This is a genomic window from Gilliamella sp. ESL0405 (assembly GCF_019469205.1).
Taxonomy (GTDB): domain Bacteria; phylum Pseudomonadota; class Gammaproteobacteria; order Enterobacterales; family Orbaceae; genus Gilliamella.
In genome coordinates this window covers 1,963,314-1,982,678 of sequence record NZ_CP048265.1, presented here as the reverse complement: position 1 = coordinate 1,982,678, position 19,365 = coordinate 1,963,314, and the positions used below count along the sequence as shown (strand labels likewise).

At 35.9% G+C, this 19,365-nt stretch carries 18 protein-coding genes; 7 read left to right on the top strand and 11 right to left on the bottom strand.

The window, feature by feature from the left end; translation table 11 throughout:
• Positions 1 to 7 precede the first annotated feature (7 nt).
• From GYM74_RS08615 to GYM74_RS08600, 4 genes are all read right to left on the bottom strand, one after another.
• On the bottom strand, positions 8 to 1,570 hold the full coding sequence (locus tag GYM74_RS08615; protein ID WP_220217821.1) for a glucan biosynthesis protein G: 1,563 nt from the start codon (positions 1,568 to 1,570) through the stop codon (positions 8 to 10).
• An 18-nt stretch (positions 1,571 to 1,588) separates the two neighbouring features.
• The gene (locus GYM74_RS08610; RefSeq protein WP_220217820.1) at positions 1,589 to 2,257 is read right to left on the bottom strand and encodes a hypothetical protein; all 669 of its coding nucleotides are present in this window, start codon (positions 2,255 to 2,257) and stop codon (positions 1,589 to 1,591) included.
• Between the two features lie 177 nt (positions 2,258 to 2,434).
• Positions 2,435 to 2,677: a YecH family metal-binding protein gene (locus GYM74_RS08605; RefSeq protein WP_220217819.1), complete on the bottom strand. Its 243-nt coding sequence runs from the start codon at positions 2,675 to 2,677 to the stop codon at positions 2,435 to 2,437.
• Positions 2,678 to 2,852: 175 nt separating this feature from the next.
• The gene (locus GYM74_RS08600; RefSeq protein ID WP_220217818.1) at positions 2,853 to 4,862 is read right to left on the bottom strand and encodes an exoribonuclease II; all 2,010 of its coding nucleotides are present in this window, start codon (positions 4,860 to 4,862) and stop codon (positions 2,853 to 2,855) included.
• A 61-nt stretch (positions 4,863 to 4,923) separates the two neighbouring features.
• Here GYM74_RS08600 and GYM74_RS08595 point away from each other — a divergent pair, with 61 nt between their 5' ends.
• The gene (locus GYM74_RS08595) at positions 4,924 to 5,676 is read left to right on the top strand and encodes an alpha/beta fold hydrolase (RefSeq protein WP_220217817.1); all 753 of its coding nucleotides are present in this window, start codon (positions 4,924 to 4,926) and stop codon (positions 5,674 to 5,676) included.
• A gap of 26 nt (positions 5,677 to 5,702) precedes the next feature.
• On the opposite strand, the gene GYM74_RS08590 is transcribed toward GYM74_RS08595, so the two are convergent.
• From GYM74_RS08590 to GYM74_RS08575, 4 genes are read right to left on the bottom strand one after another with little or no spacing between them, the layout of a single operon-like run.
• Positions 5,703 to 6,029, bottom strand: coding sequence for a prepilin-type N-terminal cleavage/methylation domain-containing protein (locus GYM74_RS08590; RefSeq protein ID WP_220217816.1), 327 nt, complete (start codon positions 6,027 to 6,029; stop codon positions 5,703 to 5,705).
• Positions 6,022 to 6,402, bottom strand: coding sequence for a DUF2509 family protein (locus GYM74_RS08585; protein WP_220217815.1), 381 nt, complete (start codon positions 6,400 to 6,402; stop codon positions 6,022 to 6,024). The genes GYM74_RS08590 and GYM74_RS08585 overlap by 8 nt, the downstream gene beginning before the upstream one ends.
• Before the next feature lie 28 nt (positions 6,403 to 6,430).
• Positions 6,431 to 7,000, bottom strand: coding sequence for a prepilin peptidase-dependent protein (locus GYM74_RS08580; RefSeq protein WP_220217814.1), 570 nt, complete (start codon positions 6,998 to 7,000; stop codon positions 6,431 to 6,433).
• On the bottom strand, positions 6,994 to 7,470 hold the full coding sequence (locus tag GYM74_RS08575; protein WP_220217813.1) for a prepilin-type N-terminal cleavage/methylation domain-containing protein: 477 nt from the start codon (positions 7,468 to 7,470) through the stop codon (positions 6,994 to 6,996). The genes GYM74_RS08580 and GYM74_RS08575 overlap by 7 nt, the downstream gene beginning before the upstream one ends.
• A gap of 217 nt (positions 7,471 to 7,687) precedes the next feature.
• On the opposite strand from GYM74_RS08575, the gene dapD reads away from it, so the two are divergent.
• From dapD to GYM74_RS08545, 6 genes are all read left to right on the top strand, one after another.
• Positions 7,688 to 8,512, top strand: a complete 825-nt coding sequence (dapD, locus tag GYM74_RS08570) for a 2,3,4,5-tetrahydropyridine-2,6-dicarboxylate N-succinyltransferase (RefSeq protein WP_220217812.1) — start codon at positions 7,688 to 7,690, stop codon at positions 8,510 to 8,512.
• 109 nt (positions 8,513 to 8,621) lie between these two features.
• The gene (locus GYM74_RS08565) at positions 8,622 to 9,113 is read left to right on the top strand and encodes a YajQ family cyclic di-GMP-binding protein (protein WP_220217811.1); all 492 of its coding nucleotides are present in this window, start codon (positions 8,622 to 8,624) and stop codon (positions 9,111 to 9,113) included.
• Between the two features lie 230 nt (positions 9,114 to 9,343).
• Positions 9,344 to 11,617, top strand: a complete 2,274-nt coding sequence (gene bglX, locus GYM74_RS08560; RefSeq protein WP_220217810.1) for a beta-glucosidase BglX — start codon at positions 9,344 to 9,346, stop codon at positions 11,615 to 11,617.
• Positions 11,618 to 11,670: 53 nt separating this feature from the next.
• Positions 11,671 to 13,371 carry a sensor histidine kinase gene (locus GYM74_RS08555; protein ID WP_220217809.1) on the top strand — a complete coding sequence of 567 codons (1,701 nt, stop codon included), beginning with the start codon at positions 11,671 to 11,673 and terminating at the stop codon, positions 13,369 to 13,371.
• Complete coding sequence (gene btsR, locus GYM74_RS08550) at positions 13,365 to 14,081, top strand: two-component system response regulator BtsR (RefSeq protein ID WP_220217808.1); 717 nt, start codon at positions 13,365 to 13,367, stop codon at positions 14,079 to 14,081. Before GYM74_RS08555 ends, btsR begins: the two co-directional genes overlap by 7 nt.
• Positions 14,082 to 14,343: 262 nt before the next feature.
• Entirely contained in the window at positions 14,344 to 16,491 is a 2,148-nt protein-coding gene (locus tag GYM74_RS08545) for a carbon starvation CstA family protein (protein ID WP_370633969.1), read from the top strand.
• A gap of 332 nt (positions 16,492 to 16,823) precedes the next feature.
• Here GYM74_RS08545 and GYM74_RS08540 read toward each other — a convergent pair whose 3' ends face one another.
• The 3 genes from GYM74_RS08540 to GYM74_RS08530 all read right to left on the bottom strand — a co-directional run bounded on the left by GYM74_RS08540 (position 16,824) and on the right by GYM74_RS08530 (position 18,940).
• Complete coding sequence (locus GYM74_RS08540) at positions 16,824 to 17,438, bottom strand: hypothetical protein (protein ID WP_220217807.1); 615 nt, start codon at positions 17,436 to 17,438, stop codon at positions 16,824 to 16,826.
• Between the two features lie 36 nt (positions 17,439 to 17,474).
• Positions 17,475 to 17,936, bottom strand: a complete 462-nt coding sequence (locus GYM74_RS08535) for an NfeD family protein (protein ID WP_220217806.1) — start codon at positions 17,934 to 17,936, stop codon at positions 17,475 to 17,477.
• Positions 17,937 to 18,037: 101 nt separating this feature from the next.
• On the bottom strand, positions 18,038 to 18,940 hold the full coding sequence (locus GYM74_RS08530; RefSeq protein ID WP_294832873.1) for an SPFH domain-containing protein: 903 nt from the start codon (positions 18,938 to 18,940) through the stop codon (positions 18,038 to 18,040).
• Positions 18,941 to 19,365: the final 425 nt, after the last annotated feature.

The window sequence follows — 19,365 nt, the reverse complement described above, 5'->3', positions numbered from 1 at the left end:
ATTATAATTATTGTGCAGGGTATTGCCCGCTCCAAGTTTCAGATAAGACCTCATTTGTTGCTTGTGATGCTAATTGAATACGGATATCGGTTGCTTTTTTACTGTCATCAACATTAAACCGCACAATTACACGCCATCCTTTGGTAACCGAATTATATTGGACATCACTGCTTACAATTGAGCCGTTGTTAATGCTTGAAATCACTTTAACTGGCACTTTATCGGATAACTCAGGCCCCTCAAAATCAATAACATAGGCATTAGATCCGTCGAGTTTACGAATTAAATTAGCTTGTTTAATATCCCCAAGTGATAAGCGTGTGCTGGTTGCTCTTGCGACATTATCAGGATAACGCTTGAGCTCATTTAACGTATAATGTAAACGATATTTAAACGATAAGCTATCTCCCGATTTATACTCTTTTTGAGGTACCCAAAAAGCGACAATATTGTCGTTAGTCTCATCAGCAGTTGGAATTTCGACCAATTCTACCCGGCCTTTTTCCCAATTGTTGAGCGTTTCAACCCAGACACTAGGACGTTTTTCGTAGTGATCATCAAGATCTTGATAGTCTTCAAAACCTTTATCACGTTGAATTAAACCAAATGCTTTAGGATTTTCTAAACTGTATGATGAAAAAGATAATCGTTTCGGGTTATTTAATGGTCGCCAAATCCATTCATTATTATTCGCCAAAATCGATAAACCATTCGAATCATGCATTGCAGGACGATAATTTAAGAGTGGCGATGGTTGGTTTGGTCCAAATAAGAACATGCTGGTAAGTGGTGCGATACCCAATTTTTTTACCGAATCACGGAAAAATATTTTTGCTTCAACCGTCACCGTTGTATCAATACTCGGGACGAGTACGATTTTATATGCGCCTGTCACTCGAGGTGAATCAAGAAGGGCATAAATTACCAGATGCTTTTGATTGGCTTCGGGTCTTTCGATCCAATACTCTTTAAAGCGAGGAAACTCTTCGCCAGACATTTCACCCGTGTCAATGGCTAAACCACGCGCCGAAAGTCCATAGCGTTGATCTTTACCGACCGCACGGAAATACGAACCGCCAAGCGCTGTAAAAATTTCGTCATCGGTTTTAGTTGGTGAATTAATTGGGTAGTGAACTTTAAATCCGGCAAAACCAAGATGTTTGTTTTCAATCTTATCTAATTTGAGTTGGCTTAAATCAAAGTAGCTAGGATCATACTGGATTTCATGTACTTCATTATTAACTATTTCATTGATTTTAACAGGTACGTCAAAGTACATACCTTCATGGTAGAACTCTAATTTAAACCGGCTTTTATGGTCGTTCCAATAAGCTTTATCATGGTTGAATAATATTTTCTGATAATCGGCAAATTGTAAAGAGGCTAATTCACTCGGTATATTTTTCGAAGGTTGGACGTAATCTTTTTTTGATAAATTCTCTGCTTTTTCAGCGACGTCATCGAACGAAAAAGCTAACGCAGAAAAACTCACGCAAGTCACAGAAGCCACAAATAGGAGTTTGCAAGTTAATTTTTTACTATATTGACTAATTGAAAATAAATTGTACATAAAAGACTCGCATTAGTATTATCTAAAAATATTAAAATAGTTAATAATGTTACTTTCAGGATCACTTAAGCATTTTTCAACATAGTCAGCCTTTATTTCTTGAAGAATGGTTGGATTTTCACTGATTAAAAATTGTGAATAGTTATCTTTAAGAATTTTATTTTGCAATGTTGAGACGTCTTGTTCAGTCATTTTGAACAATGGTTGATAATAATTTGCTATTTTTGATTTATCTTTGGCATAAATTGCTAAGGTAAAATCAGCTGATCTTTGGCAATAATTGTTAATATTGGTCGGGCTGGCTTTAATTTTGCTTAGTTCAATATTTTGTTGAGCTTGACTCTCTTCAATGACTTTCTTGAGTTGGGCGTCATATTTTAATTTATAATAATGGTTAAGATAAAAGCTCAACACACAAGACGATTGGTTGGTATCACTGGCACAGTTTAATAAACCATGCTTAATCACATAATTATTAAAATATTTATTACCCAACATTTGATGTAATTGGTTTTTCGCAGTTACAACGTAGTCATTATTAGATTCAGTTTGATGCCTGAGTAAAAGCAATTGTTCTGTTGCTGAGGTTTTCCCTTTAACGGTATTGGTTGGCGAGAGATTATTGTTAGCACAACCTGCGACAAGAATAGAAACAATGGCGCATGTAAGGATATTACTTATTTTCATATATCAAATTCCATGAACATATTCTTGAGTTGTAATTTCAAGGTATTTCACCTTGCCACATTGACTTGTATCATAGCAGCGGAAAATTATATACTCATATTCTTCTTAAATACACTAAATGATTAAATTAAATTTATATATAAAAAACAGATTAATTATAATTGGGTATTTAAATTACTAATGTCGGCATATTTTATCAGTATTGACTGTGAATGCAGTTTGTTGAATGTTGGCAGGTTTAAATTTGCCTTTCTGTTTTAGAAATTCGATAAGTTGCTGTGCGTTCATGTCAGTTTCTGAGCAGGTATGAAATTTAGCATCAGCGCCAAATTTTTCAACAATCGCTTTTAATAAAGAAGATTCGGTATAATCATTACCGTTCATCATTTGTAAAACTTCATGTCCGTGAATTGACATCATATTGTTCCTCACAGTAGCTAGTCAAATTAAGCATGAAAGATATCAGATATTATTAATAAAAAAAAGGGTTAATGATTAAAAATATCATCAATTTTTATTTATAGTTTACTCACTTATGTTAGAAAAAAATAAAGATAATTAATCCATTAATTCCGATTAACTATCTTATGTTTTTTTATTTAACTAATTTGGCAATAATTGATTGGTTTTCGCCTTTTATTTGATGAATAACAATTTGCACCGAATCAGCAAGTTTATAACAAACTTGATCGTTAATTTTGATGATACCATCTTCCGGTATTGAAACTATCTCTTCACGCACCGGGTGAATCATCGAAATAGGCACGAAGGCAAAAGCACCAATATCACTCATTCGTACTCTTATACCGCCACGATTAATGTCAATTATTTCAGCTTCAAAAGTTTGCCCAATTTTGTCCGATAGATATTGAGCATAAAGATTATCAGCGATATCACGTTCAGCGTAGCGAAGCATTTTACGGCGATCACTCATGAGTTTTAATTGATCATTATCCGGTTTGTTAAGCGGTTGTGAAAGCAAATAAGCTTTAATCAACCGGTGGTTAATCATATCGCCATATTTACGTATAGGTGAAGTCCATGTTGCGTAAGCTTCGAATCCTAAACCATAATGCGGTTGAGGGGTAATTGAAAAGTCAGCAGGGGTTTGGAACTTACGTAACCGTGTGGCAAGGAAATTATTATCTTCAGTCATGCGACGCAGTTTTACATAACCTTCAAAAGAGAGTAACGACTCTTTGTCAAATTCAGTAATGCCATTGTCGTTCAATACTTTTAAAATTTGTTCAATAAATTTATTGTCAAACCCAAGGTGGATATTAAAAATACCAAAACCGACTTTGTCTTTTAGTTGCATCGTTAACGCTTGATTAGCCAAAATCATCATCTCTTCAACAAGACGATTAGCTGTACGGCGAGGCTCTTTAATAATTGCTTTAACTTGCCGTTCCTCATCAAGCACAAATCGATAATCGTTGCTGTCTTTAAACACCAGTGCATTTTGCTGACGCCAATTTATTCGGATTGAAGCCAGATTGGATAATAATTTAAGTTGATCGACAATATTTTGATTATCAGTTGCCAGTTGGTTAGCGTTTTCTAAAAAGTCAGAAACATTGTGATAAGAAAGTTTGGCTTTTGATTCAATCCATGCTGGTATAAACATCACTTTATTCGGCGCAATATCACCATGCTGATCGATAGTTATTTTGCATACCATAGCAGGGCGTTTTTGATTTGCTTTTAAAGAGCACAGATCATCGGCCAACGCTTTAGGCAGCATCGGAATATTAAAATCGGGCAAATAAGTGGTAAAGTTTCGCTCTTTGGCGATATTATCGATATGACTGTCAGGTAAAATATAGGCAGTCGGATCGGCGATAGCGACATAGAGTTGATAATTGCCATTTTCATCTGTTTCAACGGCAATGGCATCATCCATATCTTGGGTATCTTCACTATCAATGGTGAAAAAGTCGATATCAGTTAAATCTTGTCGATTTTCCAGCTCACTATCGGTGATCGATAAATTGTCTTCTTGTGGTGCTTGTGCTTCTAAAGCATAACGGGCTAAAGTTTTCAACCACAATAGATATTTAGAGGTGCTGCTAGCAATAAATTGAGTGACCTCAGCAAAAAAGTAGCGCTTATCTTCCTCTAATGGATGTGAAGTCAGTGTAGCAACAACCCAATCCCCTTCGGTTAGACTTTCACTCACTTTTTTATTAATTTTACAGCGTATGGCGAAATTGGCAGGCATATTTTCAGGATAGATGACCATGACCTTGTCTTGAAACCCAATTTTACCAATAAATCTTTGTAGTGAACTTTCGATTAACGTTTCTGGTTCAAAAGATTCTTTATCATCATAACTGATGATCGTACCGGATACCTTATCACCGTTACAAACGGTTTTCATTTTTGCTACAGTGATAAAATAGCTGGTTTTATTATCAACATCTAAGAAACCAAATCCTTTTTCATTGGCTCTAACGATTCCTTCCACACGGGGAGTTTGTTGATGCAGTTCTTGTTTTAACTTTGCAAGTAGGGGATTATTTTGGAACATAGTACTTAACGCTATAAAAAAATAAGGCGTAAATTCTATCACATTTATGTGCTTTGGGGTTATTGAATTAATCATCTGTCACTTGCTAAAATTAACATCTAATGCGATTTATCAACATAATGAACAGAGTTAACCGATGAAATTAAATTATAAATTACAAGGGAGTGGACAACCGATATTGTTCATACACGGCGTATTTGGCAGTTTGGATAATTTAAATATGCTAGCTCGGGATTTTTGTTCTGACTATACAACAATTCAAATTGACCTTAGAAATCACGGCTTATCTCCTTGGTCAGATTCAATGAATTTTAAGGATATGGCGGAGGATGTGGCTGAACTTTCTCATCAGTTACACTTAGATAAATTAATCATTGTCGGACACTCTTTGGGCGGCAAGGTGGCTTTTGAGCTAACTCAAATTATGTCTGATAACATTGAAAAATTGGTCGCAATTGATATTGCACCTGTTAAGTATCCCACTTCTTCTAATGCTTTAGTTTTGAAGGCATTAGCACAATGCCTTATGATGCAACTGAATGATAAAAAACAGATTATTGCGATGATGCAGCAACAAGGCTTATCGGATATGACAATTCAGTTTTTATTGAAATCATTCAAAAATGGGCAGTGGCTATTTAATGCCAAAGTCATTATTGAACAGTATCAACAACTTTGTGATTGGCAGCCTCTTGCTACTGCGTGGACAAAACCAGCTTTATTTATTCGTGGTGGCGATTCACCCTATATTACCGATCAAGATTATCCAGCGATATTTGAACAGTTTCCCAATGCAATAATTGAACTTGTTGAAGGTGCCGGGCATAATGTCCACGCCGAAAAAACAGCACAAGTTTTGCAAATTCTTCATAGTTGGCTAATGAAATAACTAATTATAGTTAAAGTCATAAAAAGCTAATTGTTGCAAAAAAGGCGTTGTTGTTTAACTTGTTTTTGGTTGGGTGGCATTATTGTGATGCTAACCATTTTACAAGACGCAAGGTAGGATTCAGTATGAATGTGAAATTGCCAATTATCCGGAACAATATGACTGGCAATTTCGGGATAACTATCAAGTAATTGAAAGGCGATGTGTTGCGCTTGTTTAAAGTTGGATAGATAGTGTTGTTGGTGAAATAACACTTTCTGATAACCAACGAAACTTATCATGATGATTGACATTAATAAGCTAGCTATCATAACTTCGATAAGGCTAAAGCCTGTTTGGTGCGGCTTATTCACAATCGATACTCCTTTTTTCCGGGCAATAATCAAGCCAGTGACCTGGTTGGCTGATAAGTTTATGACTGTCATAATGGGTCAATTGGTAAAGATAAAAATGCTCCGCTTCGCCACGGACTAGAATATAGTCATCAATTTTTAATAGTGATTTTTTAATGCATGCTTTTAGTTGAAATCTTGCTTCAATTAAGCATTGCCATTGATCCGTTGGTGTCGGCCAATTTTGCGTTATAGCCCATTGTAAAGCTGAGCTTGCTTGATTAAATCGTTGATAATATTGCGTCTGACTAATAATTGTTTTTTGTTCGGAAATGATTAACGAATGAAATCCTGTTAATAATAGCAACCCAATAATGGTTAATATAATGACCATTGATATCGTACTGAAACCTGACAGCGAATTAGGGGGATAGTGGATTTTCATTTTTTATAAATTTAGTTATTTGATAATTAATTTTTTTGTTTTGTTTTAATTCTGCCGCAAGGGTAATTTCCAAACCATTTTTTTGCTGTTTAATTGAAAATTGCGTGATTTTCACTTCAGCAGGATCGAACAGTTTTTCCCATTGCGAACTTCGACAATTAAGCTCGCCTGTTTTGTACTCGATGTTTTTTTGATTATAACGATAGCTAAATATGTCTGAATATCGGGTGAAATTGGGGTTATAGATCCAATCATTACGTATTTCGCTATCATAACGTAGCGTTATACAGTAAGGATTTGAGGTAATATCGATCGGTTTTGCTGTCATTTTTGTTGGATCGTTAGCAATAAATCCAGCTCGTCTGATATCCTTTGATAAGCCTACTAGTCCTTGCTCAACAATTGTTTGTAAATGTTTTTTTTGATAATGATGATAAATATTGGTTTGCAATTGTGTGTAAAAAGAGCTTATGCCGAGCACCATTATCGTCGATAATGTTATACTGATTAACGCTTCTAATAATGAAAATCCTGACTGATTTAACATGGCGGCAACCCCGTTAGGTAGCTACTTTTTCGGCAAAATCGGATACGCCCTTGCGATGAAACAAAGATTTTGCTGGTACCGATACGATTACTTAATTCGAAAGAGATATTTTTGGCCATATTACGGCGTCCCCAAAATGTGGCGCTTTGGTTATCATTCAATCCGCTAATAACGACTGAATTGTCGGGCTTGATAAATTGCAATAAACCTTGATGACAAGATTGAGGTTTTTCACCTTGAGTAATACTTATGCACCAAGGTGAAACAAAAAGATAAAGATAGTAATTATCATTATTCGTGTAAGCTTTCACTTGAACTTCGCTCAAAAAAGAAGCTAATTGTTTGGTGGTTATCTCTAATTCATTACGCAACTTTTGGGCTTGCCAATGGTTAATACCCACACTAGCTAATATGGCACTAATACAAACAACAATGAGTAATTCAATTAAAGAAAATCCTAAATTTTGCATAGCTGAATTTGATTATCATAAGGTAGCGCTATGTTAACTGAAAGGAAGATGAGGGCAGATATTTGTTGTTATTTTGGAACAGATGCCACAAATCATTTTTTATTTTTACTTAAAAAAGTTAATGATATGACAAACCACTTAAAAATCACGACATATTATATTATACTGTTTGCCTATTTGAATTTGCTAACGGACTAAAAGTTAAAGGAAACGAGAGATGCAACAACTACAAACTATTATTGAAGCCGCATTTGAACGTCGTGCTGAAATCACCCCATCAAATGTTGATACGGTAACACGTGATGCCATTAATCAATGTATTCATTTACTCGACAGCGGTAAGATGCGTGTCGCAGAAAAAATCAATGGGGACTGGGTGACTCACCAATGGTTAAAAAAAGCTGTATTACTCTCTTTCCGCATTAATGAAAACCAACTTATCGATGGTGGGGCGACTAATTATTATGACAAAGTGCCATTAAAATTTGCCCAATATGATGAAGCTCGATTCCAACAAGAAGGCTTCCGTGTTGTTCCTTCTGCGATTGCTCGTCAAGGAGCCTATATCGCTCGTAATACTGTATTAATGCCGTCTTATGTCAACATTGGTGCATATGTCGATGAAGGTACCATGGTTGATACTTGGGTAACTGTCGGATCGTGTGCGCAAATTGGTAAAAATGTGCATTTATCCGGTGGTGTTGGTATTGGTGGCGTTTTAGAACCATTACAAGCTAACCCGACTATCATAGAAGATAACTGTTTTATCGGTGCACGTAGTGAGATTGTTGAAGGTGTTATTGTCGAAGAAGGCAGTGTTATTTCAATGGGTGTATTTATCGGTCAAAGTACTAAAATTTATGATCGTGCAACCGGTGAAGTGCACTATGGTCGTGTACCGGCTGGTTCTGTGGTGGTTTCAGGTAATTTACCAACAAAAGACGGTAAATATAGCCTTTATTGTGCTGTTATCGTTAAAAAAGTTGATGCTAAAACGTTAGGTAAAGTAGGTATTAACGAATTACTTCGTACCATTGATTAATTTTTACTAATCACTTCTTAATTTGCCGTCAAAGTCGTTTGGCGGCTTTTAACTACATCATTCATCTTTTATATTAATATCATTTATAACCATTAGAAGAGGAAAACTTATGCCTTCTTTTGATATTGTGTCAGAAATCCAAATGCCAGAAGTTAAAAATGGCGTTGAAAACGCAACGCGTGAATTAACTACTCGTTGGGATTTTAAAAATGTTGAAGCTTCATTTGAGCTCAATGAAAAAAATCAAACTATCAAAGCAACAAGTCAATCAGACTTTCAAGTACAACAATTACTGGATATTTTGCGTGATAAGCTAGCTAAACGAGGCATTGACGGCGGTGCTTTAGACATTCCCGAAGAGCTGGAACATAGTGGTAAATTCTATAGTATTACCGTTAAGTTAAAACAGGGGATTGATAAAGAATTAGCTAAAAAAATTGTCAAGTTGATAAAAGATAGCAAACTTAAAGTGCAAGCCCAAGTTCAAGGTGAACAAGTGCGTGTAACGGGTAAATCTCGGGACGATTTACAAGCGACCATGGCATTAGTGAAAAATGGTGAATTAGGCCAACCGTTCCAATTTACTAACTTTAGAGATTAATTATTTATCTTTGCCGATATTATTCGGCAAAGTTGCTTATTACCCATTTATATGGGTATTTTTTTGTCAAAAGATTTCAGATTTACTATACGTTTAAGTATAAAAATTTTCGATAGTAAATGCTGCCTTTCCTCCTTTCCTCTAATAAACTTCCTAAAAAACAAGATTTTTTGTAGTGGATACGTTATGCTATTGATCTGTCTAACTGCTTAATGATTGTACGACTTATTATGATGAAAAGAATCGTTCTTTTTTTAGTCTTATTTATATTTTCCGGATCGTTGATTGCGCAAACTCCTGATGAAGAAAAGAAAGTTTTTATTGATAACCTTTTATCGAAAATGACGATTAAGGAAAAAGTCGGTCAATTACGATTGATCAGTGTTGGTGGAGAATTAACTTTAAGTAAAGTTCTCGATCAAATTGAAGCAGGTGAAATTGGTGGTATTTTTAACACTGTTGTTGAACCTGATTTATCTCAAATGCAAGAACGTGCTTTGAAATCTCACAACCAAATTCCACTTTATTTTGGTTTTGATATTATTCATGGTCATCGCACGATATTTCCAATCAATTTAGCTATAGCATCGACATGGGATCGTTCAGCAATAGGTAAAGTTGCCGAAGTATCTGCTGATGAAGCAACCAGTGACGGTTTAAACATGACTTGGGCGCCAATGGTTGATATTACTCGAGATCCACGTTGGGGTAGGGTATCAGAAGGGTTTGGTGAAGATCCTTATCTGGTATCAGAAGCCGGTCGTATTTTTGTTGAAAAAATGCAAAAACAGTCTTTGCAAGATAAAAAATCTTTAGTGACCACGGTGAAGCATTTTGCTTTATATGGCGCTGTTGAGGGTGGGCGTGAATATAATAGTACTGATATGAGTGAACGCAAGATGTTTCAAGAGTATCTGGTTCCTTATAAAGCGGCCATTGATGCCGGCAGCCGTGCGGTAATGGTATCTTTGGTCAGTGTCAATGGTATTCCGGCAAGTGCTAATCACTGGTTATTAACAGAAGTATTACGTGACAAATGGCATTTTGACGGTGTTGTTGTCAGTGATCATGGTGCAATTCGGGAACTGATTAATCATGGTGTAGCCAGCGATCCTAAAGATGCGGTGCGTGTTGCGATCAAAGCCGGTATTGATATTAGTATGAACGATGAGTATTTTTTACGATTTTTACCGGAACTTGTTGATCAAGGGGTGATTTCTGAAAATGAAATAGATCGGGCTTGTCGTCGAGTTTTAGAATTAAAATATGATATGGGATTATTTAAAAATCCTTATCGTAATTTAGATCCGAATTTAGATATCGACACAATGTTTGCTGATAATCGCTTACATAGACAAGAAGCTAGAGATGTTGCCCGCCGTAGTATTGTATTGTTAAAAAATAACGATCATCTTTTACCACTGACAAAAGATATGAAAATTGCAGTCATTGGGCCTTTAGCGGATTCTAAACGAGATATTTTAGGTAGTTGGTCTGGGGCAGGGCGAGCTAATTTAGCCGTCACACCACTAGAAGGTATTAAAAATGCCGTAAAAGATCCTAAACAGATTAGTTATGCTTTTGGAGCAAATCTATCTGATGATCCGAACTTATTTAAATTTTTAAATTTATACGGAATGAGTAGCAAATTTGATGAAAGGCCGGCGGATGAGATGTTAGCACAAGCGGTTGCTGCCGCTAAAGAATCTGATGTTGTTGTGGTTTTTGTGGGTGAAGCACAAGGTATGGCGCATGAGTCTTCAAGCCGTACAGATCTTGCGTTGCAAGACAGTCAGAAACGGTTGATTAAAGCATTGAAGGCAACGGGGAAACCGGTTGTGATTACATTAATGAATGGACGCCCTCTGACATTGCCAGAAGAGTATGACCAAGCCGATGCAATGCTCGAAACGTGGTTTTTAGGTACAGAAGGTGGAAATGCCATTGCAGATGTCTTGTTTGGTGATTATAACCCTTCAGGTAAATTGCCAATGTCTTTCCCTATGAATGTAGGGCAAATACCTGTCTATTATAGCCATTTAAATACCGGACGCCCACGTGGTACCCAGAACATGGGTAAATATACCACTTCATATTTTGATAGCCCAAATGAACCTTTATTCCCCTTTGGTTTTGGTTTAAGTTACACCGATTTTACCATTGATTTTGCTTTATCAAGTGATCAGATGTTGCCGGGCGGTGAAATTGTGGTGACTGCCAATGTGGAAAATGTTGGTGATAAAACCGGTATGCAAACTGTTCAGTTTTATCTTCAAGATGTAACCGCGTCAGTAAGCAGACCTGTCAAACAGTTAATCGGCTTTGAAAATATTACTTTAAAGCCACATGAAAAAGGACAAGTTAAGTTTGTTATCAAATATGACATGTTAAAATTTTGGAACGATAAAATGCAATATGTTGCCGAACCCGGAAAGTTTAATGTGTATGTTGGTGATGACTCAACTACAAAAAATAAGCAAACGTTCACTTTGCTTGATAAATAAGTTAACAATCAACCGTCGATAGTTATCGACGGTTTGCATCTATGGTCAGCATCATGTTCGAATTTGATCTTGTATTACAGCTTTTACAACAAATGTGTATTTATTTAGTCATTGCTTATTTGCTAAGTAAAACACCCATTGTCATTCCGCTTATGCAAGTTACCGTTCACTTACCTCACAAATTAATCTGTTATTTAATTTTTTCACTATTTTGTATTATGGGTAGCTATTTTGGCTTACACATTGAAGACACTATTGCTAATACTCGAGCAATTGGCGCTATTTTAGGGGGGTTACTCGGTGGACCCATGGTTGGTCTGTTAGTGGGGATAACCGGTGGTGTGCATCGTTATACTTTAGGGGGGATCACCGCTGAAAGTTGCATGCTATCAACCATTTTAACCGGATTAATCAGTGGATTACTTCACTATATTTTAATGAAAAAAGGGCGAGTTGATCTTATCTACAACCCGTTATTAGTTGGGATATTAGGCTTAATTGTTGAATCGATTGAAATGATTATGGTGTTATTAATCTCTCGACCGTTTGATGTGGTTTTACATGCAGTTGGTAGCATAGCTGCACCGATGATTGTGGCTAACAGCATTGGGGCGGCAATGTTTATGCGAATCTTGTTAGATAGACGAGCTATTTTTGAACGTTATACATCGGCTTTTTCGGCTAAAGCGTTAAAAATTGCTGTTAGTACTGAAGGTTTATTGCGTGAAGGGTTTAATCAGATCAATAGTACAAAAGTTGCCGAAATTATCTATCAAGAACTCGATATTGGCGCTGTTTCTATCACAGACAGAGAAAAAATATTAGCTTTTATTGGTATTGGTGATGATCATCACTTGCCCGGCACGCCGATTACGTCAGATATTACCTTAAAAGCAATTGAAGAAAATGATGTGAAATATCTTGACGGCGTACATCAGCCTTATCAGTGCTCAATTAATAAAAATTGCCGTTTAGGCTCAACGCTCGTTATTCCCTTACGCGGTGAAAATAATACTGTAGTGGGTACCATTAAACTCTATGAAGCCAAAAATACCTTATTTAGTTCGATAAATTGTACTTTGGGCGAAGGGATAGCCAGTTTATTATCAGCCCAGATTCTTGCCGGTCAAAATGAGCGCTATAAGCAACTATTATCGAAAACCGAAATTAAACTTTTACATGCGCAAGTTAATCCTCACTTCTTATTTAATGCCTTAAATACTTTACTTGCTGTTATTCGTCGGGATCAAACTCAAGCTTCGCAATTAGTTCAAAATCTCTCGACTTTTTTCCGCAAAAATCTTAAACGAACCGAAGAAATGGTATCGCTAAAAGACGAGATAGAGCATGTCAATGCTTACTTACAAATCGAAAAAATGCGATTTATGGAACAGTTAACCGTCGAAATCGATATTCCGAGTGAATTAGAATATGTTCAACTTCCGGCTTTTTCATTGCAACCTATAGTTGAAAATGCGATAAAACATGGGACTTCTCAATTAATTGGCAAAGGAAAGGTAATTATCAAAGCCTACCAACAAGCTCAAACGCTAATATTAGAAGTCATTGATAATGCGGGTAATTATCGGGAAAATAGAAAAGATATTAATGGTCTTGGTTTGAATTTAGTTGATAAACGGATTAATATTCGCTATGGGGAGAAGTATGGGATAACAATTGATTGTATACCCGACAGTTGTACTAAAGTTCGACTGATCATACCGTTGCAAGAGGATGTGACTGTTCAATGCTAAATGTAATTATTGTTGATGATGAGCTACCTGCACGTGAAAATTTACGGTGTTTACTGCAAAACGATCCTGAAATTACCATTGTTGCTGAGTGTCAAAATGCTATGGAAGCGATTCGAGAAATTCATCGTCTACAACCTGACGTCGTGTTTTTAGATATACAAATGCCGAAAATAAACGGTATTGAAATGCTTTCAATGCTGGATCCTGATACGATGCCGCATATTGTTTTTTTAACGGCTTATAGTGAATTTGCTGTTAAAGCATTTGAAGAACAAGCTTTTGATTATTTGTTAAAACCTGTTGAGCAAGGGCGATTAAATAAGACATTAACCCGGCTTCATCAGCAATGCCCGTCAAATATTGAACAATTAGCGTCAATTGAGCAAGAATTTAATTATATTCCTTGTGTTGGTCACAATCGGATTTATTTATTAAATATGGATGATGTGTTTTATATCGCCTCAAAAGTCAGTGGTATTTATGTTTTTAATCATGAAAATAGTGCGTATTTCACCGAATTAACATTAAAAACATTAGAGGACAAAACCCCTTTGATTCGTTGCCACAGACAATATCTGATCAATCCTAAAAAATTAAAAGAGATTCGTTTTAATGATGCTGGCGGTGTTGATATCATTCTAATAAACGATATTTCAGTACCGGTAAGTCGTCGGTATCTTAAACCTTTCAAAGAGACTATTGGATTATAACAATTGAAATAATTCGACCGTTCATTGGCTAAATTTAACCACTTATCAGCTTGATTTAGCCTATAACTAAAATACTAATTTCTTTCAAATCAATAAAAAATTACTATACGCTTGGATATAAAGGAACCTTTAGTAAGCACTTAGGTCGCTAACTGTTAAAAGTTATCTTTTATGATGTACTTTTGATTTTTAACCAATTTTTAACTGGTTAAGGGTGGCTAAGTTTCTTACTAATTAATATAAACCCACAAAGAGAATCATTATGAATAATAAAGTTTTCAAACATATTCCATGGTTGATCCTAGCTTTTGTCGGTGCATGCTGTCTGGCGGTAGTTGCATTACGACGTGGAGAACATGTCAGTGCACTATGGATAGTTGCCGCTGCTGTTTCAATCTATCTTGTCGCATACCGTTATTACAGTATGTATATTGCAAAGAAGGTGATGCAATTAGATCCTACTCGAGCAACACCTGCTGTCATAAATAATGACGGTTTGAATTATGTACCAACCAATAAATATGTCTTATTTGGTCACCATTTTGCTGCTATTGCCGGAGCCGGACCGCTTGTTGGCCCTGTTTTAGCTGCTCAAGTTGGTTATTTGCCTGGTACCCTTTGGCTACTTGCCGGGGTTGTGTTGGCGGGTGCTGTACAAGACTTTATGGTGTTATTTTTGTCTTCTCGCCGTAATGGTTCTTCATTAGGTGAAATGATTAAAGAAGAGATGGGATCTATTCCCGGCACTATCGCATTATTTGGCTGTTTCCTGATTATGCTTATTATCCTTGCGGTATTAGCATTGATTGTAGTTAAAGCCTTAGCTGAAAGCCCGTGGGGGGTATTTACGGTTTGTTCAACCGTACCTATTGCCTTATTTATGGGAATATATATGCGATTTATCAGACCAGGTCGTGTTCTTGAGGTCTCGGTTATAGGGATTGTTTTATTAATTCTCTCAATTTGGTTTGGTGGTGTAATTGCTCATGATGCATATTGGGGACCAGCTTTAACTTTTAAAGCAACCACGATTACTTATGCACTAGTTGGTTATGCATTAGTTTCTGCCATGTTACCTGTATGGTTAATTTTAGCGCCTCGTGATTATCTTGCTACTTTCTTAAAAATTGGTGTTATTGTTGGGCTAGCCATTGGTATCGTTATTTTAAATCCTGATCTTAAAATGCCTGATATCACACAATATGTCGACGGAACAGGTCCGGTATGGAAAGGCGCATTATTTCCATTCCTATTTATTACTATTGCTTGTGGTGCGGTTTCCGGATTCCATGCATTAATTGCATCGGGTACTACGCCAAAATTACTGGCAAATGAAAACGATGCCCGTTTTATTGGTTACGGTGCAATGCTAATGGAATCATTTGTCGCTATGATGGCTTTAGTTGCGGCATCGATCATTGAGCCGGGACTTTATTTTGCCATGAATACGCCTCCGGCAGCTTTAGGTATTACTATGCCCGATCTTCATAAATTAGGTACCGATCAAGCTCCGATGATTATTGAACAGTTGAAAGAGGTAACCGTTCATGCCGCTGCAACGGTCAGTTCTTGGGGATTTGTGATCTCACCTGAAGAGATACTACAGACCGCAAAAGATATTGGTGAACCTTCAGTCTTAAATCGTGCAGGCGGTGCGCCAACTTTAGCTGTTGGGATTGCTCATGTATTTCATCAGATTATTCCTGGTGCTGATATGGGCTTTTGGTATCACTTTGGTATTTTATTTGAGGCTTTATTTATTTTAACAGCCTTAGATGCAGGTACCCGCTCAGGTCGCTTTATGCTTCAAGATTTGTTAGGCAATTTTGTGCCATTCTTGAAAAAAACTGATTCATTAGTTGCTGGTTTCATTGGTACGCTAGGTTGTGTTGGCTTATGGGGTTATCTGTTATATCAAGGTGTTGTCGATCCATTAGGCGGTGTTAAGAGTTTGTGGCCATTGTTTGGTATTTCTAATCAAATGTTAGCCGCAGTAGCCTTAGTATTAGCAACAGTTGTGTTAATTAAGATGAAACGTGCTCAATATGTTTGGGTAACGATTATTCCTGCTATATGGTTATTAATTTGTACAACATGGGCACTAGGATTGAAACTATTTAGCAACAATCCACAACTTGAAGGATTCTTCTATTTAGCGAATGAATATAATCGTCGTATTGCCGAAGGTAGCGATTTAACACCACAACAAATTGATAATATGCACCACATTGTAATAAACAACTACACCAATGCGGGATTAAGTATTCTGTTCTTAGTTGTTGTTTATGGTATTATCTTTTTTGGTATTAAAACGGCAATCAAAGCCTTCAAAAATAAACAAAGAACAGATAAAGAAAGAATGTATATACCAATTCCTAAAGGTGGTGTAAAAACATCAATGTCACATTAGTTTGAGCTAATTAGGATGTAGTAGCGATATTGCATCTCAACAGTAAACTCAAATTATTTTAGCTAAAGCCTAACAATCGAGCATTGTTGGGCTTTTTTATTTTGGCTTTAAAAAAGTGCTTCAACTATTGAAAATAACGAGCGCCAAATCAGGTAATTTAGCGATGCGCCTTAACTATCTATTTGTCATTTTGAGATTGATAGCAAGTAGCATGGATAGGTAAAAAGAATGTGAATAATTTATTTTTACTGATATGGCAAATATTTGCAGTTTATTCATTAAAAAATCAGCCAATAATTAATATTGGCTAATAAAATAAATTAATGTAAAAGTTAGTAGTATCTAATCAATGATTCTGCTTTGTTACACAATAACGATTGCATAAATTTTGGTGCATTTTTAGTATCATCAGTCCAAAAAGGGATTTTATTTTCTTTACAAATTTTAATCATTTTCTCAATGTCGGTTTTCTCATATTTGTTTTTCAATACAGATAGAGGCGTATATTGCCATTCATCGGCTGTGATATCCGGAAGTGGAAAATCGGGTATATCTTTAAACACTGGCGTGATCCATGCTTCACTATAGGCTGGATCAGGTGTAGTAGAAGTTTCATCTTGAGATATATGATAAAGTTTACTCATTATTTTTGCTTTGTTGCATATTTTGGTTTTCACCAATAATGTCTGATCACCATTTTCACTATAATCAGGGATTTTCTCTTTTTTACAAATATCGACTACTTTATCAATATCTTCTTCTTTGTATTTTAAAAGAAAGATATTGTTTTCAATATTCCATTCTTTAAGCGTAATATCAGGAAACGGAAAACCCGCTATATCTTTAAATACAGGTGTGACATAAGCCTCTTTATAATCATCTTTTGGATCCGCTTGAATATTAATGGAAATTAACAGCGCTAAAATTGGTGTGAATCTTTTCATCATTCTTTATTTTCCTACATGATTAAATATTGAAACCTTTTAAAGGATAGGTTCAACATTTAATGTTATTCCATCCACTGAAGTCACAATCACGACTTGTCCTACTGGTAAATCTTTATCACAGGTAGCTGACCATGTACCGTCTTTTATTTTAACTCGACCAGAACCATTAACAATGGCTTTTGTAACAACGGTTTTAGTACCAATTAAGTCTTGTTGTGGTTGATTAATCTCACCTTTACTCGATTTATCCTGTCCCTTCTTTTTGAGCCAACCCCACCAAATATAAGCTGAAACTAAAGTAAAAATAGAGAATAAAATCCAAAGGATAGGCCAAGAAAGAGGTAAACACCATGCGATTAAACCAACGATGATGGCTGCAATACCGCTCCAAAGTAAATATCCGCCAGAGCAAAGTAATTCAGCGATCAACAAAATACCGCCTAAAATAAAAAATACCCAATGAGGTGAATTATAGATAATTAGTGCAAAATCTGTCATGATCGATTTCCTACAAGACTTATTTGATTAAAAACTAATAATTATCTCCTTACATCAAGTCAATGATGTCAAGGAGATAGATTTTCTAAATCTTACGATAATTATTTAGTATTTTTGATAAGTTCAGCAATGCCGCCAATGCTACCCATTAAGCTTGCTGCATCGAGTGGCATCATGATAACTTTACTATTATCTGATGAGCCGATATTTTGTAGCGCTTCGGTATATTTTTGTGCAACAAAGTAATTAATTGCATTGATATTACCTGCGGCAATCGCTTCAGAAACCATTTGAGTTGCTTTCGCTTCAGCTTCAGCAGCACGTTCACGGGCTTCAGCTTGTAAAAATGCAGCTTGTCTTTCACCTTCAGCTTTTAATATTTCTGATTGTTTTTCACCTTCAGAACGTAAAATTGCTGCTTGACGAACACCTTCTGCTTCAAGAATTTCCGCACGTTTATTACGTTCAGCTTTCATCTGCGCATTCATGGCAGCGATTAGCTCAGCTGGCGGGCGAACATCTCGAATCTCAATACGAGTAATTTTAATTCCCCAAGGGCTTGTTGCGTCATCAACAATACTCAATAATTTTGAGTTAATATGATCACGTTGTGATAACATTTCATCCAGCTCCATACTACCAAGAACGGTACGAATGTTAGTCATCATTAAGTTTATTACTGCGCGCTCTAATTGGTTAACTTGATAAGCTGCTCTGGCTGCTTCTTGAACTTGTATAAAGCACACTGCATCAATTTGTACGTTGGCATTATCTTTAGAGATAACTTCTTGCGACGGAATATCAAGTACTTGTTCCATCATATTAATTTTACGACCCACACCATCCATAAATGGAATAATAATATTTAAACCAGGTTCTAGAGTGTGCGTATATTTTCCAAAACGTTCAATAGTATATTGAAAACCTTGTGGAACGATAGTAATGGCTTTTAGTACTGTTACAACTGCAAGTAAAACAATGATACCGATAAGAATATAAAACATTGGCATATATCTAAATCTCTCAAAATTTATGGTTGGTTTAGTAAGTGAGTCATTCTAATCGTTCTTACCCTATTTGACTAGTTTTAATTAACAATGTAAGTATATTTTTAATAATCTGTTAAATTAACGTTTGATTGGCATAAAATTATTCATCTACTAATAAAAATAAACCAATAAAGTTAAAGCGGCTTTATCGTGTAATTGATTGAAATATCTGTCAAAGGTTATACCATTGTGCCTAACTAACGTTAGACCTCCTTAAGCCTTGTTGAAACAAGATAATTTTTATTAGCAAAGCACGATTTTAATGAGTATCTTTGACTATATCATTTGGTTAGTTAAATCGATTAAAGTTAATTTTTATGCTGCACACAAAATATCCTCTTGACAATAAACCAATGAACTAGTTTAATAGTACAAAATTT

Excerpts from the sequence above, each read along its gene's own strand:
- GYM74_RS08615 (WP_220217821.1), bottom strand. The coding sequence starts at position 1,570 with ATGTACAATTTATTTTCAATTAGTCAATATAGTAAAAAATTAACTTGC.
- GYM74_RS08610 (WP_220217820.1), bottom strand. The coding sequence starts at position 2,257 with ATGAAAATAAGTAATATCCTTACATGCGCCATTGTTTCTATTCTTGTC.
- GYM74_RS08605 (WP_220217819.1), bottom strand. The coding sequence starts at position 2,677 with ATGATGTCAATTCACGGACATGAAGTTTTACAAATGATGAACGGTAAT.
- GYM74_RS08600 (WP_220217818.1), bottom strand. The coding sequence starts at position 4,862 with ATGATTAATTCAATAACCCCAAAGCACATAAATGTGATAGAATTTACG.
- GYM74_RS08595 (WP_220217817.1), top strand. The coding sequence starts at position 4,924 with ATGAAATTAAATTATAAATTACAAGGGAGTGGACAACCGATATTGTTC.
- GYM74_RS08585 (WP_220217815.1), bottom strand. The coding sequence starts at position 6,402 with ATGGTCATTATATTAACCATTATTGGGTTGCTATTATTAACAGGATTT.
- GYM74_RS08580 (WP_220217814.1), bottom strand. The coding sequence starts at position 7,000 with ATGTTAAATCAGTCAGGATTTTCATTATTAGAAGCGTTAATCAGTATA.
- GYM74_RS08575 (WP_220217813.1), bottom strand. The coding sequence starts at position 7,470 with ATGCAAAATTTAGGATTTTCTTTAATTGAATTACTCATTGTTGTTTGT.
- dapD (WP_220217812.1), top strand. The coding sequence starts at position 7,688 with ATGCAACAACTACAAACTATTATTGAAGCCGCATTTGAACGTCGTGCT.
- GYM74_RS08565 (WP_220217811.1), top strand. The coding sequence starts at position 8,622 with ATGCCTTCTTTTGATATTGTGTCAGAAATCCAAATGCCAGAAGTTAAA.
- bglX (WP_220217810.1), top strand. The coding sequence starts at position 9,344 with ATGATGAAAAGAATCGTTCTTTTTTTAGTCTTATTTATATTTTCCGGA.
- GYM74_RS08555 (WP_220217809.1), top strand. The coding sequence starts at position 11,671 with ATGTTCGAATTTGATCTTGTATTACAGCTTTTACAACAAATGTGTATT.
- btsR (WP_220217808.1), top strand. The coding sequence starts at position 13,365 with ATGCTAAATGTAATTATTGTTGATGATGAGCTACCTGCACGTGAAAAT.
- GYM74_RS08545 (WP_370633969.1), top strand. The coding sequence starts at position 14,344 with ATGAATAATAAAGTTTTCAAACATATTCCATGGTTGATCCTAGCTTTT.
- GYM74_RS08540 (WP_220217807.1), bottom strand. The coding sequence starts at position 17,438 with ATGATGAAAAGATTCACACCAATTTTAGCGCTGTTAATTTCCATTAAT.
- GYM74_RS08535 (WP_220217806.1), bottom strand. The coding sequence starts at position 17,936 with ATGACAGATTTTGCACTAATTATCTATAATTCACCTCATTGGGTATTT.
- GYM74_RS08530 (WP_294832873.1), bottom strand. The coding sequence starts at position 18,940 with ATGTTTTATATTCTTATCGGTATCATTGTTTTACTTGCAGTTGTAACA.